Annotated in this window: 10 protein-coding genes, 1 tRNA gene and 2 pseudogenes; 6 read left to right on the forward strand and 7 right to left on the reverse strand. The window is 69.1% G+C overall.

The annotated features are described in order from the left end of the window. Window positions 1-563: 563 nt before the first annotated feature. The 5 genes and pseudogenes from E4N63_RS25080 to pyk all read left to right on the forward strand — a co-directional run bounded on the left by E4N63_RS25080 (window position 564) and on the right by pyk (window position 5,692). A complete protein-coding gene (locus tag E4N63_RS25080; RefSeq protein WP_308188743.1) occupies window positions 564-1,754 on the forward strand; it encodes an aminotransferase class V-fold PLP-dependent enzyme in 1,191 nt (396 codons plus the stop codon). A gap of 101 nt (window positions 1,755-1,855) precedes the next feature. Further along, a pseudogene (locus E4N63_RS30795) lies at window positions 1,856-2,698 on the forward strand (siderophore biosynthesis protein); the annotation flags it as partial. Between the two features lie 365 nt (window positions 2,699-3,063). Further along, window positions 3,064-3,831 carry an IucA/IucC family C-terminal-domain containing protein gene (locus E4N63_RS25090; RefSeq protein WP_230242644.1) on the forward strand — a complete coding sequence of 256 codons (768 nt, stop codon included), beginning with the start codon at window positions 3,064-3,066 and terminating at the stop codon, window positions 3,829-3,831. Further along, complete coding sequence (locus E4N63_RS25095) at window positions 3,828-4,169, forward strand: GNAT family N-acetyltransferase (protein WP_230241745.1); 342 nt, start codon at window positions 3,828-3,830, stop codon at window positions 4,167-4,169. Before E4N63_RS25090 ends, E4N63_RS25095 begins: the two co-directional genes overlap by 4 nt. A gap of 89 nt (window positions 4,170-4,258) precedes the next feature. After that, a pseudogene (pyk, locus tag E4N63_RS25100) lies at window positions 4,259-5,692 on the forward strand (pyruvate kinase). A gap of 64 nt (window positions 5,693-5,756) precedes the next feature. On the opposite strand, the gene E4N63_RS25105 reads toward pyk, so the two are convergent. Then, a complete protein-coding gene (locus tag E4N63_RS25105) occupies window positions 5,757-6,533 on the reverse strand; it encodes a helix-turn-helix domain-containing protein (RefSeq protein ID WP_230241746.1) in 777 nt (258 codons plus the stop codon). 109 nt (window positions 6,534-6,642) lie between these two features. Continuing rightward, a tRNA-Leu gene (locus E4N63_RS25110) sits at window positions 6,643-6,717 on the reverse strand. Between the two features lie 95 nt (window positions 6,718-6,812). On the opposite strand from E4N63_RS25110, the gene E4N63_RS25115 reads away from it, so the two are divergent. Continuing rightward, on the forward strand, window positions 6,813-7,466 hold the full coding sequence (locus E4N63_RS25115) for an ANTAR domain-containing response regulator (RefSeq protein WP_125626969.1): 654 nt from the start codon (window positions 6,813-6,815) through the stop codon (window positions 7,464-7,466). Between the two features lie 124 nt (window positions 7,467-7,590). On the opposite strand, the gene E4N63_RS25120 is transcribed toward E4N63_RS25115, so the two are convergent. The 5 genes from E4N63_RS25120 to E4N63_RS25140 form a co-directional block, all read right to left on the reverse strand. After that, window positions 7,591-8,307, reverse strand: coding sequence for an ABC transporter ATP-binding protein (locus E4N63_RS25120; RefSeq protein WP_125626970.1), 717 nt, complete (start codon window positions 8,305-8,307; stop codon window positions 7,591-7,593). Next, window positions 8,304-9,200, reverse strand: coding sequence for an ABC transporter ATP-binding protein (locus E4N63_RS25125; protein ID WP_230241747.1), 897 nt, complete (start codon window positions 9,198-9,200; stop codon window positions 8,304-8,306). The genes E4N63_RS25120 and E4N63_RS25125 overlap by 4 nt, the downstream gene beginning before the upstream one ends. Before the next feature lie 78 nt (window positions 9,201-9,278). Next, entirely contained in the window at window positions 9,279-11,177 is a 1,899-nt protein-coding gene (locus E4N63_RS25130) for a branched-chain amino acid ABC transporter permease (protein ID WP_374112889.1), read from the reverse strand. Next, window positions 11,167-12,096, reverse strand: a complete 930-nt coding sequence (locus E4N63_RS25135; protein ID WP_043463194.1) for a branched-chain amino acid ABC transporter permease — start codon at window positions 12,094-12,096, stop codon at window positions 11,167-11,169. Before E4N63_RS25135 ends, E4N63_RS25130 begins: the two co-directional genes overlap by 11 nt. A 103-nt stretch (window positions 12,097-12,199) precedes the next feature. Continuing rightward, window positions 12,200-13,438 (reverse strand): branched-chain amino acid ABC transporter substrate-binding protein, encoded by a 1,239-nt coding sequence (locus tag E4N63_RS25140; protein WP_125627052.1) that lies wholly within the window; start codon window positions 13,436-13,438, stop codon window positions 12,200-12,202. Between the last annotated feature and the right edge of the window lie 525 nt (window positions 13,439-13,963).

Genomic DNA, 13,963 nt, shown 5'->3' on the forward strand with positions numbered 1-13,963 from the left:
TCTGCTCGGTCCTGCGATGAACCCGGTACGACCGGGAAGCGTGTAGAGGAGTATGAGGCACACCCCGCCCGAGACCGGGGTACCCCACTGGTTCGTGTGCCTCCATACCTCGACCAAAGGGCTCCTCCATGTCGCTCGGCGCCTCCGCCCCCGCACCGCACCGGCCCCGCCACACCGCCACCGGCCGACGACCGCGCCACGCCGCGGAACGACGCCCGCAACGAACGCCCCGCGCCCGCGAACGCCCCCACCGCACCCCGGACGCCGCCCCCACCGCCCACCGCCCCACCCCTCGAGCCCCTCCTCCACCCGTCCTCGACGCCCTCCGCACCGGCAGCCACGCCCGCGGCGGCCCCTCGCCGGGCCCCAAATCGTCACCGACCGGCTCCGCCCACCCTCGACCCTCCCCGAACACGGCACCGGCCCCCACGAAGCCCTCCAGACCCTCGTCCACCCTCGCCGGGCGCGCCGACCCTGCCGACCCCCACTGCGCCGCCCACCTCCACTGCCCCCACTCGCCGTCGCCGGGCCGCCGACCTCGCCGCCACCGCCCTCAACCCTCCATGGACTCCTGGGACCAGGCCCCGCCGCCACCGCTCTCGAAACCGGCATCACCCGCTCCCTCGCCGCCCTCGTCCACCCCGCAGCCCCAACCCGACGCCCTCGTCACCAGCGGCGGCACCGAATCCAACCTCGTCGCCCTCCTCCTCGCCCGCGAACGCGCCCGCGCCGCCGGCGCCCGCACCGTCCAGGTCGTCTGCGGAACCAACGCCCACCACAGCATCCACCGCGCCGCATGGCTCCTCGGCCTCCCCACCCCCGTCACCGTCGCCTGCCACGCCGGCCGCGTCATCCCCGCGGCCCTCGACCGCGCACTCGCCACCACCGCGGGACCCGCCCTCGTCATCGCCACCGCCGGCACCACCGACGAAGGACTCATCGACCCCCTGCCCCAACTCGCCCGCATCGCCACCACCTACGGCGCCGAACTCCACATCGACGCCGCCTACGGAGGCCCCCTCCTCTTCAGCGACACCCTCCGCCACCGCCTCGACGGCATCGACAACGCCATCAGCGTCACCCTCGACCTGCACAAACTCGGCTGGCAGCCCGTCGCCGCCGGACTCCTCGCCGTCCGCGACACCACCGAACTCGAACCCCTCACCCACCAGACCGACTACCTCAACGCCGACGACGACACCGAAGCCGGCCTCCCCGACCTCCTCGGCCGCTCCATCCGCACCACCCGCCGCCCCGACGCCTTCAAAATCGCCGTCACCCTCCGCGCCCTCGGCCGCACCGGCCTCGCCCAGCTCGTCGAACACTGCGTCACCTCAGCCGAACAACTCGCCGCCATCACCGACCGGCACCCCGCACTCCGCCGCCGCCCCGGCCCCATCGGCATCAGCACCGTCCTGCTCCGCCCCACCGCCGCCGACGAACTCGCCGCGACCGAAGGCGAAGAAGCCGGAGACGCACACGTCGCCGACGTCCGCCGCCGCCTCCTCACCGCCGGACGCGCCGTCATCGGCCGCGCCCGCGCCCAGGACACCGACGGCCGCGTCCGGCTCTGGCTCAAAGCCACCCTGCTCCACCCCGACACCCGCACCACCGACCTGGAGACCCTGGCCGACAGCATCGCCCACACCACCCCTGACCCACCTGCCCCGCCCCCACACACACAGCGGCAGCCACCGACTTCTCACCGACGGTGCGACGTCCCCGACGCCACACCCGGACCACCCCCACACTGACCAGGCCCGACCGCACCACCCACCGCGGACCACCGGCCCCACCCGGGCACCGGCGGCCCGGCCGGCGCAGCGGCCTCCGGACAGAAAGAGAACCGATGAGCATGACGCTTCCCGCCCGCGCCGCCACCGGACACCACCGGCCCGGCGACCCCGCGGCCATCGCCGACGCCATCACCACCGGCAACCTCCTCCGCTGCTGGATCCGCGAAACCGGCACCCCCAGACCCACCGACGGCATCCTCCGCCTCCGCCTCCCGCCTCCGGCGTCACTCTCGAAACCCCGTCATCCACTGGTCACCCACCGGCCACCACCGCTTCGGCCGCGCACGCCTCCGCACCGGCACCAGCGCCCGCCCCTCATCGCCTCCCTCCTCGGCATCGAGATCGCCGCCGGAGACCCCAGCTCCGTCACCGACCTCACCAGCCGCGTCACCGACTCCGCCCACCGCATCGAACAATTCCTCCGCACCCGCCCCACACCACCCACACCCCTGCCACCCTTCATCGACGCCGAACAAGCCCTCGTCACCGGCCACTCTTCCACCCCACCCCAAAAGCCGCGAAGGACTCCAGCGACAACGAAGCCGCCCGCTACTCACCCGAAGCCCACGGACACTTCTCCACTGGTTCGCCGCCGACCCCGTTGTTCTCAGCGACACCGCCCTCGACCGCCCTCCGGAACCTCCTCGCCGAACTCGCCGGCCACCCCACCACACCCCCGGCACCAGCCTCGTCCCTGCCCACCTTTGGTGGCCCAGGACCTCCTCCACCGCCCCGCCGTCCGCGCCCTCCTCGACGACGGACACCTCCACGACCTCGGCCCTCCGGCCCCAACTGACCCCCACCTCATCCGTCCGCACCTCTACCGCGCCGACGCCCCCGTCATGCTCAAACTCCTCCTCGGCATCCGCATCACCAACTCACGCCGCGAGAACAACCGCACTGAACTCCGCCGCGGCCTCGCCGTCCACCGCCTCCTCGACGCCGGCCTCGCACACGCCCTCCACACCACCCCCCCCACTTCCACATCGTCCGCGACCCTGCCTGGCTCGCCGTCGACACCCCGGCGCCACCACCCCCACCGGCCTCGACGCCGTCATCCGCGACAACCCTTCCGCACCGGCACCCCACCCCACCCTGCACCCACCGCACCACCACCGGTTGCCTCGCCGGACTCCTCGCCGAACGCCCTGACTCAACCCGACCACCGCAGCCGCCTCGCCACCCACATCCAGCACCTCGCCCACCGCACCGGCCAGAGCACCCCCGCACCACCCGCACCTGGTTCACCCGCTACCTCGACACCGTCATCACCCCCCTCCTCTGGCTCTACGCCACCTACGGACTCGGCCTCGAAGCCCACCAGCAGAACACCCTCGTCACCCTCGACACCGACGGCTGGCCCACCGGCGGCCACTACCGCGACAACCAGGGCTACTACTTCTCACCCGCCCGCAGCCACGCCCTCCACCAATGGATCCCCGGCGCCGGCCGCGACCTCGGCACCTACGTCGACGACACCGTCATCGACGAACGCCTCGGCTACTACATCGGCATCAACAACATCCTCGGCACCATCGGCGCCCTCGGCTCCCAAGGCCTCGCCGACGAAACCGACCTCCTCGCCGACACCGACCGCCACCTCGCCACCCTCGCCGCCCAACACGGCGACCGCCTCGCCCTCGCCACCACCCTCCGCGAAGCCCCCACCCTCCGCTGCAAAGCCAACCTCCTCACCCGCATCCGCGGCATGGACGAACTCATCGGCCCCTCGAAGCCCAGTCCGTCTACGTCGACATCCCCAACCCCATCGCCGAGGCCCGCCGGTGACAGAAAGGAGGGTCCACCAGTGACCACCCACCACACCCGCCGCCACCCTCCTCACCACCCGCCTCCCACCACCCTCCACCCCGTCGACCCCGACACCCACACCCTCCTCCACACGCCACGACCCCGACACCGCCCCCACTGGCCCGAACTCCACCAACCCACCCACGCCGTCCGCGCCCACCTCGAACAACCTCACCCCCGACAGCCACTCCACCCCTCATCGGCCACCTCGACGACACCCCCATGAGCTACTGGCTTTACCGCGCCGACCTCGACCCTCGCCCGCCACTACCCCCGCAAGACCCCACGACGCCGGCCTCCACCTCCTCCCTCGGCCCACCACTACCGCGCCGCGGCCTCGGCCCCCACCTCATCCGCGCCGTCTCCGACCACCAGCTCGCCACCGACCCCCGAGCCACCCGCGTCCTCGCCGAACCCGACACCCGCAACACCCGCTCCGTCCACGCCTTCCGGCGTGCCGGATTCCACCCCGCCGGAGAACTCGACCTCCCCGGCAAAAAAGCCCTCCTGATGATCCGCGACCGCCCCGAAAGCGCTCATCGGAGCGCTACCCCGCACTTTTAGCGAACCGTCAACAGCCCTTCACTCAACGCTTGACGGCCCGTCACCCCAACCCAAATCGCTACCCACCGGTACGTCATAAGGTCGACCCCATGCGCCGAGCGAAAATCGTCTGCACACTGGGCCCCGCCACGGACTCGTACGACCAGATCAAGGCACTCATCGACGCCGGAATGAACGTGGCCCGCCTCAACCTCAGCCACGGCACCTACGCCGAACACGAGAGCCGCTACCACCACGTCCGCAAAGCAGCCGACGAAACCGGACGCAGCGTCGGAATCCTCGCAGACCTCCAAGGCCCCAAAATCCGCCTCGGCCGCTTCCGCGAAGGCCCCGTCCTCCTCGAACGCGGCGACGAATTCACCATCACCACCGAAAACATCCAAGGCGACCGCCACACCAGCTCCACCACCTACACCGGACTCGCCGCCGACGTCAGCCGCGGCGAACGCATCCTCGTCGACGACGGCCGCGTCACCCTCGAAGTCACCACCGTCGAAGGACCCCGCGTCCACACCATCGTCATCGAAGGCGGCCTCATCTCCGACCACAAAGGACTCAACCTCCCCGGAGTCGCCGTCTCCGTCCCCGCCCTCTCCGCCAAAGACATCGAAGACCTCCGCTGGGCCCTCCGCACCGGCGCCGACGCCATCGCCCTCTCCTTCGTCCGCAACGCCCGCGACGCCGACGACGTCCACCGCGTCATGAAAGAAGAAGGCCGCCGCCTCCCCGTCATCGCCAAAATCGAAAAACCCCAGGCCGTCCGCAACCTCGAAGAAATCGTCGCCGCCTTCGACGGCATCATGGTCGCCCGCGGCGACCTCGGCGTCGAAATGCCCCTCGAAACCGTCCCCATGGTCCAGAAACGCGCCGTCAAACTCACCCGGCGCAACGCCAAACCCGTCATCGTCGCCACCCAGATGCTCGACTCCATGGTCGACGCCTCACGCCCCACCCGCGCCGAAGCCAGCGACGTCGCCAACGCCGTCATGGACGGCACCGACGCCGTCATGCTCTCCGGCGAAACCAGCGTCGGCAAATACCCCTTCCAAACCGTCCGCACCATGTCCCGCATCATCGAAGCCGCCGAAGAAGACCTCCTCGCCCAAGGCCTCCCACCCTCGTCACCACCCACAAACCCGCACCCAAGCCGCCTCCGTCGCCCGCGCCGCCGCCGAACTCGGCGACTTCCTCGGCGCCACCCACCTCGTCGCCTGCACTCAATCCGGCGACACCGCCCGCCGCCTCTCCCGCTACCGCTCACCCATCCCCTCCTCGCCTTCACCCCCGACCCCGCCACCCGCGCCCAACTCAGCCTCACCTGGGGCGTCGAAACCTTCCTCAGCCCCGAAGCCCACTCCACCGACGAGATGATCGCCCAGGTGGACGCGGAACTGCTGCGCATCGGCCGCTGCCGGAAGGGCGACATCGTCGTCATCACCGCCGGCTCCCCGCCCGGAGTCCCCGGCACGACGAACCTGGTCCGCGTCCACCGCATCGGCGAGGACGCCGCCGCTACGGCGTGACCCGGCGCGGTGCGGCCTCGGAGAGGACGAGGACCGCGACGGATGCGACGACCAGCGGGACGGCTCAGTGCTTCGGGCCGATGTGCTCGTCCAGGAGCGCCACATCGGCCCGCCGGGCGACGGAGATGTTGAAGGGTTTCCCGCCCCGGGTGCAGTGGGTCCAGGTGATCCCGAGTTTGTCCAGGGTGCCGGTGTAGATCCGGCGGATGTCGTCGGACTTGTTGGCGAAGAAATATCGGGGGTATTCGTACCGCTTCCGCTCGCCGCGTACGACTTTGGTGGTCCAGTTGGTGACCCGGCACCCATCGGAATGCACCAGCCCGCGCAGGAGATCCCAGGGATATGCATCGACGATGTCCTGCTGCCACGGTTCGAGGGCGATGAGGCGGTTGTGTTTCCTGCCGGGACCGTGCTGCGGGAAGAGGCACCACAGATGTTTGGAATAGACCTTCACGTTATGAGCCCCCTTCTTGCGGACCCTGCACACGGCGTTCCGGGGGAATGCGGTGCGCAGGGCGTTCTCGCACTCGTCCATCAAGCCCGGCCATGTGTCAGAACAGGTGATCATGAGACTTGGAACCCGGTGACCGGAATACTGAATGATGTGACCGTCGCCCAGGTAGAGCCCGAGCAAGTAGGCATAGTTCGGCCGGTCCAGCGGGGAGTTGTCGCACCGGTGACATCGAGGGCGTTCCGGCACCGCGTTGCGCTTGACCCGGTCCATGTGCTTCCAGTAGGAGACCGTTCCGGGGGGAACGTGCAGGAGCCGCGAGACGTCGATGTTCTTGCTGCCTGCGCGCAGGAGCGTCAAGGCGCGCGTTCGGCGATCCAGGGGGTACATGGGTGCGATCGTGGCGCGCTATTGCGGGTCAAAAGCCCGCTTCCAGATAACCTTTCACTCCATAGGGTGAAACGGCCAGAAATGCCGTGACCTTGGAAAAGAAGGCGAGTGCCCCGAGTGGGATTCGAACCCACACTGTCCGCTGTTTGAGAGCGGCCTCTCTGACCAGTTGGAGTACCGGGGCCTTCGAAAGGCAGGGTGCAGGGTGCCCTGTGTGACCCAACCATACAGGAGCTAGGTAGGCTCAGGGAGCACTACCTGCCTGGAACGAGGAGACCCGTGAGTGCCGCCGAGCCCGAGCAGCCCGTTGCCGACGAGCAGTCGCACGTCCCCCCGACGACGACCCGCGTGGTCATCGCCGAGGACGAGGCTCTGATCCGTCTGGATCTCAAGGAGATGCTGGAGGAAGAGGGCTACTCGGTCGTGGGGGAGGCCGGGGACGGGCAGAAGGCCGTGGAGCTGGCCCGTGAGCACCGGCCTGATCTGGTCATTCTCGATGTGAAGATGCCGGTGCTGGACGGGATCTCGGCGGCGGAGCAGATCGCTGCGGAGAGTATCGCGCCGGTGCTGATGCTGACGGCGTTCTCGCAGCGTGAGCTGGTGGAGCGGGCGCGGGACGCGGGTGCGATGGCGTATCTGGTGAAGCCGTTCAGCAAGAGCGATGTGGTGCCGGCGATCGAGATGGCGGTGTCGCGGTTCACGCAGTTGAAGGCGCTGGAGTCGGAGGTCGCGGATCTGACGCAGCGGTTGGAGACGCGGAAGCTGGTGGACCGGGCGAAGAGTGTTCTGCAGACGCAGTACGGGCTGACGGAGCCGGCGGCGTTCCGGTGGATTCAGAAGACGTCGATGGATCGCCGGTTGTCGATGCAGCAGGTGGCGGAGGCGATCATCGAGGACGCCGAGGAGAAGAGGCGGCAGCAGCAGGAGGGTTGAGTGTGTCCGTGCGGCCGTGTGCCGTGCGGGGGCGGGGGATGGTGAACGGTGAAGGGGCCCGCGGCCGGTTCGGTCGCGGGCCCCTTCGGTGTGTGGTGCGGGGTGTGGTGCGGGTTCTGCGGGTTCAGTCCTCGCCGAGGTAGGCCTTGCGGACGGATTCGTCGACGAGGAGGTCCTGTCCGGTGCCGGAGAGGACGATCTTGCCGATTTCCATGACGTGGCCGTGGTCGGCGAGGGAAAGGGCTGCCTGGGCGTTCTGTTCGACGAGCAGGATGGTGGTGCCCTGTGCTTTGAGTTCGCTGATGGTTTCCATGATCTTCTGCATCATGATGGGGGAGAGGCCCATGGAGGGTTCGTCCAGCATGAGCAGTTTGGGCTGGGACATGAGGGCGCGGCCCATGGCGAGCATTTGCTGTTCGCCGCCGGAGAGGGTGCCGGCGGGCTGTTTGCGGCGTTCGCCGAGGATGGGGAAGCGTTCGTAGGCGCGTTCGATGTCTTTGGCGATGCCGGCGGGGTCGCGGCGGAGGAAGGCTCCGAGTTGGAGGTTTTCCGCGATGGTGAGCCGGGGGAAGATGTGGCGTCCCTCGGGGGAGTGGGCGAGTCCCAGTTCGACGATTTTGTGGGCGGGTATGCCGTTGAGGGGCCTGCCGTCGAACATGATCTTGCCGCTGAGGGGCTTGATCAGTCCGGAGAGGGTGCGCAGCGTCGTGGTTTTGCCGGCGCCGTTGGTGCCGATGAGGGTGACGATCTGGCCGGCCTCGACGCTGAAGGAGATTCCCTTGACGGCTTCGATCTTGCCGTAGGCGACCCGCAGGTCCTCGACTTCGAGCAGTGCGGTCATGCCTGTTCTTCTCCCTTGGTGCCGGCTCCGTCCGTGGTGCCGGTGGTGCCGGTTCCCGGTGTGTCGGTGTCCGCCTGCGGGGTGTCCGCTGCGGTGGTGGGGGTGTGTCCGGCGTGTGCTTCGGCTGCTGCGACTTCGGCGGCTTCTTCGGCGCCGGGGGCGTCTTCGTAGGGGGTGCCGAGGTAGGCGGCGACGACGCGTTCGTCGCTCTGGACGACGGAGGGGGTGCCTTCGACGAGTTTTTTGCCCTGGACGAGAACGGCGACGCGGTCGCAGAGGTTGAAGATGAACCGCATGTCGTGCTCGATGACGAGGACGGCGATGCCCTGGTCGCGGACGGCGAAGACGAGTTCCTGGGTGGCCATCGTCTCTTGGGGGTTCATGCCGGCGGTGGGTTCGTCGAGGAGGAGGAGTCCGGGGTCGCTGGCGAGGGCGCGGGCGATTTCGAGCTTGCGTTGTTCGCCGTAGGGGAGGTTGCGGGCGAGGTGGTCGCGTTTGGCGGCGAGGCCGGTGAATTCGAGGAGTTCCATGGCCCGTGCTTCGGATTCGCGTTCGGCTTTTTTGAAGCGGGGGCCGCGGATGAGGGCGGAGAAGAGTCCTTCTTTGGTGCGGGTGTGGCGGCCGACGAGGACGTTCTCCAGGACGGTCATGTTGGGGAAGAGCCGGATGTTCTGGAAGGTGCGGGCGATGCCGGCCTGGGTGACGAGGTGGGAGCGGTGGGGGAGGACGGTGCCTTTGTAGGCGACGGTTCCCTCGGTGGGGATGTAGAGGCCGGTGAGGCAGTTGAAGAAGGTGGTTTTGCCGGCGCCGTTGGGGCCGATGAGGCCGACGATCTCACCGCTGTTGACGGTGAGGGCGACGTTGTCGACGGCGGTGAGGCCGCCGAAGCGCATGGTGACGCCGGTGGCTTCTGAGTGGTGGGGCCGCGCCGGGGTGGGGCGGCGGGTGTGGTGGTGTCGGTGGTCATGTCGTCAGGCCTCCGCCTTGCCGAGGCCGGCGGTGCCGCCGGGTGGGGTGTCGTTGCCGTTGCTGTTTCCCGTGCCGGTGCCGGTGCCGGTGCTGCCGTTTCCGTCGGTGTCCGCGAGTGCTGCTGCTTCGGGCACGTCGAGTTGTCCGGTCTCGTGGAATTCCAGTTGCTTTCTGCGGTCGGCGACGAGGCCCTCGGGGCGGAAGCGCATGAGGAGGACGAGCGCGAGTCCGAAGAAGAGGAGCTGGTATTCGCCGATGAACTGGAGTTTCGCCGGGATGAGGAAGAGGAGCGCGGCGCCGATGAGGGGTCCGCCGACGGTTCCCATGCCGCCGAGGATGACGGCGGCGAGGAGGAAGGCGGAGTTGGGCGGTACGGCTTCGACGAATTTGTACTGTTCGGGGTCGATGGAGGAGACGGCGTGTGCCTGGACGGTGCCGGCGAGTCCGGCGAGGGTGGCGCCGAGGGCGAAGGCGATGAGCTTGAACCGGAAGGCGTTGATGCCCATGGCGCGGGCGGCGGTTTCGTCTTCGCGGATGGCGACCCAGGCGCGGCCGATCCGGGAGGAGTCGGAGCGCCGGAAGACGGAGACGACGATGACGGTGAAGAACAGCATCAGCCAGAAGTAGTTGGCCGACCGGGTGAAGTCGAAGCCGAGGAAGCTGTGGGACTCACCGAAGTTGAATCCGAGGATTTCGAGGTCGGGGATCTGGGGGATGCCGGTGGAGCCGTTGGTGATGGCGGGTCCGGAGATGCCGTCGAGGTTCTGCATGCCGATGCGGAAGATCTCGCCGAAGCCGAGGGTGACGATGGCGAGGTAGTCGCCGCGGAGGCGGAGGGTGGGGGCGCCGATGAGGACGCCGAAGACGAGGGAGACGAAAGCTCCGGTGAGGACGGCGGCCCAGAAGGGGAATTGGACGCCGATGCTGGAGAAGGGGGAGCCGGAGACGAGGGCCGCGGTGTAGGCGCCGACGCCGAGGAAGGCGACGTAGCCGAGGTCGAGGAGGCCGGCGAGGCCGACGACGACGTTCAGTCCGAGGGCGACGGTCGCGAAGATGAGGATGTTCGCGGCGATGGAGGTGAACTGGTTGTCGCTCTGGAGGAAGGGGAACGCGGCGGCGGCGACGAAGGCGGCGGCGATGGAGATGTTGCGGTGCCGGGCGGTGAGCCGGCTGACGCGCCGGATGAGGCCGGCTTTGGAGAGGGCGGGTACGGCGAGGCCGGTGAGGAGGAGGAAGCCGACGAAGAGTTCGCCGTACTCGGTGGCGATGCCGTAGGTGAAGACGTGGAGAAGGACCGCGAAGGCGGCGGCGATGAGGAGGATCTCGGCCCAGGAGGGGAGGTCCTTGGCGCGGCCGGGTGCGGGTGCCTTCATGGCGTGGCGGAGCCGCTGGAGGGGGTTCCGGTGGGTTGGCCGGGGCCGCGGGGTGTCGGCGGGGAGGCCGAGGGCGGCTGCGGCGGTGAGGAGGGAGGCGAGGGCGGCGATCCAGGCGCCGGGCTCCAGGTTGACGAGGCCGCCGAGGGTGGTGGTGATGGCGGCGACGGCATACCAGGTGGTGGCGAGGGTGCCGAGGGCGAGGAGGAGGACGGGGCTGTTGGTGCCGCCGGGGGTGAGCCAGCGGAGGCCGCGGATGCCGTGTCCGGAGAGGAGGAAGAGGAGGGTGAGGAGGGAGCCGGTGAGGGTGAGGACCTGGAGGCCGCCGGGGTAGCCGGTGACGGTGAGGTTGCCGGGGAAGGCGGAGGTCCAGGTCCAGGCGAGGAAGGTGCTCGCGAGGGTGAGGGCGGCGCCCGGCGGCGGTGCCGATGCGGGCGGCGCCGGGGGGAGGGGGAGGACGCCCGGGTGGTGGCCGGGGCGGTGGTCTCCGGGGTGGTCTGCGCTGTGGTCATGGTGATCACGCCCGATCCGCGACGCGTTCGCCGAGTAGGCCTTGTGGCCGTAGCAGCAGGACGAGGATGAGGAGGACGAAGGCCCATACGTCCTTCCAGGCGCCGCCGCCGAAGAGTTCCATGCCGGGGATGAATTCGATGTAGGCGGTGGCCATGGCTTCGGAGAGGCCGAGGACGAGTCCGCCGATCATGGCGCCGTAGATGTTGCCGATGCCGCCGAGGACGGCGGCGGTGAAGGCTTTGAGTCCGGCGATGAAGCCCATCTTGAATTCGACCTGGCCGTATTTGAGGCCGTGGGCGATGGCGGCGATGGCCGCGAAGGCGGCGCCGATGGCGAAGGCGGTGACGATGATGCGGTCGGTGTTGATGCCCATGAGCTTGGCGGTGTCGGGGTCCTGCGAGGTGGCCTGCATGGCGCGGCCGGTGCGGGACTTGGAGACGAAGAGCGCCAGGGTGATCATGCAGATGGGGGCTGCGGCGATGAGGAAGAGTTCGCCGCGCTGGACGGAGAAGGGCCCGAGGTCGATGGGGCCGCCGCCGATCTGGGGGAAGGGGCGGGCCTTCTTGGCGTCGGGGTAGAAGGCCCAGATCGCCTGCTGGAGGGCGATGGAGAGGCCGATGGCGGTGATGAGGGGTGCCAGGCGGGGGCCGCCGCGCAGCGGGCGGTAGGCGAACCGTTCCGCCCCCACTCCGACGAGGACGGAGGCCATCATGCCCATGAGGAGCATGAGTGGCAGGGCCAGGGCGATGGAGGTGCCGTCGGGGAGGAGGAGCCAGGCGGTGAGGGCTCCGAATCCGCCGATCATGAAGATCTCGCCGTGGGCGAAGTTGATGAGCTGGACTATGCCGTAGACCATGGTGTACCCGATGGCGATCAAGCCGTACATCGCACCGAGGATCAGGCCGTTGGCAAGCTGCTGCGGCAGGTCGTGCACCGCTGGGCCTCCGAGTATGGGTGGTGGATACGGCTGCGCGGGGGCGCTGGTGGCGCCCCCGCGCAGCTGCGGTGAAGCGTCGGGCGGGCGGGTGTGCCCTGGGTCAGTCCTGGTATTCGCCGGTCTGGACGACGGTGTGCTCGCCGTCCTTGACCTCGTAGAGGGAGAGCTGCTTGTTGGTGGTGTCGCCGTACTCGTCGAAGGCGACGGCGCCGCTGACGCCTTCGAAGGAGACGTCCTGGACGGCCTTGACGACTTCGCTGCGGGCCTTGTCCATGTCCTCGGGGAGCTTGCCGTCGTTGTTCTCGGCGACGGCCTTGACGGCCTGGATGATCGCCCAGACGCTGTCGTAGGCGTAGCCGCCGTAGGCCTCGTAGGGCAGGTCGTAGCCGGCGGCCTCGTAGTCCTTCATGAAGGACTTGGCGGTGTCGAGGGTTTCGAGGGGGGCGCCGACGGAGCTGGCGAAGTCGCCTTCGGCGTTCTTCTTGGCGAGCTTGATGTACTCGCCGCTGAAGAGCGCGTCGCCGCCGACGACGGGGATCTTGGCTCCGGCCTTCTTGATCTGGTCGGAGAGGGGGGCGCCGGCCGGGTACTCGCCGCCGTAGTAGACGAAGTCGGCGTCGGAGTTGCTGACCTTGGTGGCGATGGCGGAGAAGTCGGTGTCCTCGGGGTTGACGTGGTCGGTGCCGACGACCTTGCCGCCGAGCTTGACGAACTCGTCCTTGAAGGTGCCCGCGAGGCCGGCTCCGTAGGTCTTCTTGTCGTCGATGACGAAGACCTTCTTGAGCTTCTTCTCCTCGAACATGTACTGGGCGGCGTAGGGGCCCTGTACGGCGTCCGTGGTGGAGGTGCGGAAGTAGGTCTTGAAGGGGCGGACCTTCTTGCCGCTGCGCCAGTCCTTGCCCTGGGTGAGTTCGGGGGCGGTGTTGGCGGGGGATATGAGCGCCATGTCGGCGTTGTCGAACGCCTTCTGCATCGGCGGGGCGACGTTGGAGTTCAGCGGGCCGATGGCGGCGATGGCCTGCTTGTTGTCGATGACGCGGTTGGCGTTCTGCTGGCCGGTGCCGGGCTGGGCGACATCGTCGAGCGCCAGCATCTTGAATGTGACGCCGTCGACTTCCTTGTTCTTGTTGGCGGTCTTGATGGCCAGTTCGGCGGAGTTCTTGATGCCCTGGCCGAGGGCGGAGAGCTTGCCGGAGAGCGGGGCGTCGACGCCGATCACGACGGTGGTGTTGCCGCCGTCTCCGCCTCCCGCGCTGTCGTCGCGCGAACCGCAGGCCGTGAGTGTGAGTGCCCCCGCGGTGACCGCGGTGGTGATGATGAGCAAGGAACGTTGACGCACGTTCTGTCCTTTCCCCTGGCGCGGCCTTCTCGCCTGAGTGGGCCGTGTGCGTTGCCGGGCGGGGGCAGTGCGCTTGGTGGGCATTGCGGTGTCGCACCCGGCGGCGCGGTAACTGGCGGTGAATATATGGGGATGAGCTACGGCCCGGCAGAGGGCGGGAGAGGATGTGACGCTCTTGTTATGCCCGGTGTGTCTTCGGGGCCGGTGCGGGGTGTGGGGCTGCCGGTGGGGACCGCTCGGGCAGCGGACGGCCCGGAGGGGTGATTCCGCAGTTCGGCCGTGGGGTGGGGCGGTGGGGCGCCGGGGTGGGGTCCGCATATCGTGCGCGCCGCCGGGGAGGGGCCGGTGGGGTGGGGTGCGGGCGGGTCCGGCGGGAAACCGGCGGGCACGAATATCACGCTGTGTTACGACGGTGTGAGCGGACCGGACGTTTCGGACACGGTGCGTGGGGGCCGGGAGTCCGCGGCGCGGGGAGCGGCCGTCACCGGGGGCGGGGTGCCGGACGGCCGGGGCCGGGAGCCGGAC

This window comes from Streptomyces sp. MNU89, from assembly GCF_020982505.1.
GTDB lineage: Bacteria > Actinomycetota > Actinomycetes > Streptomycetales > Streptomycetaceae > Streptomyces > Streptomyces xinghaiensis.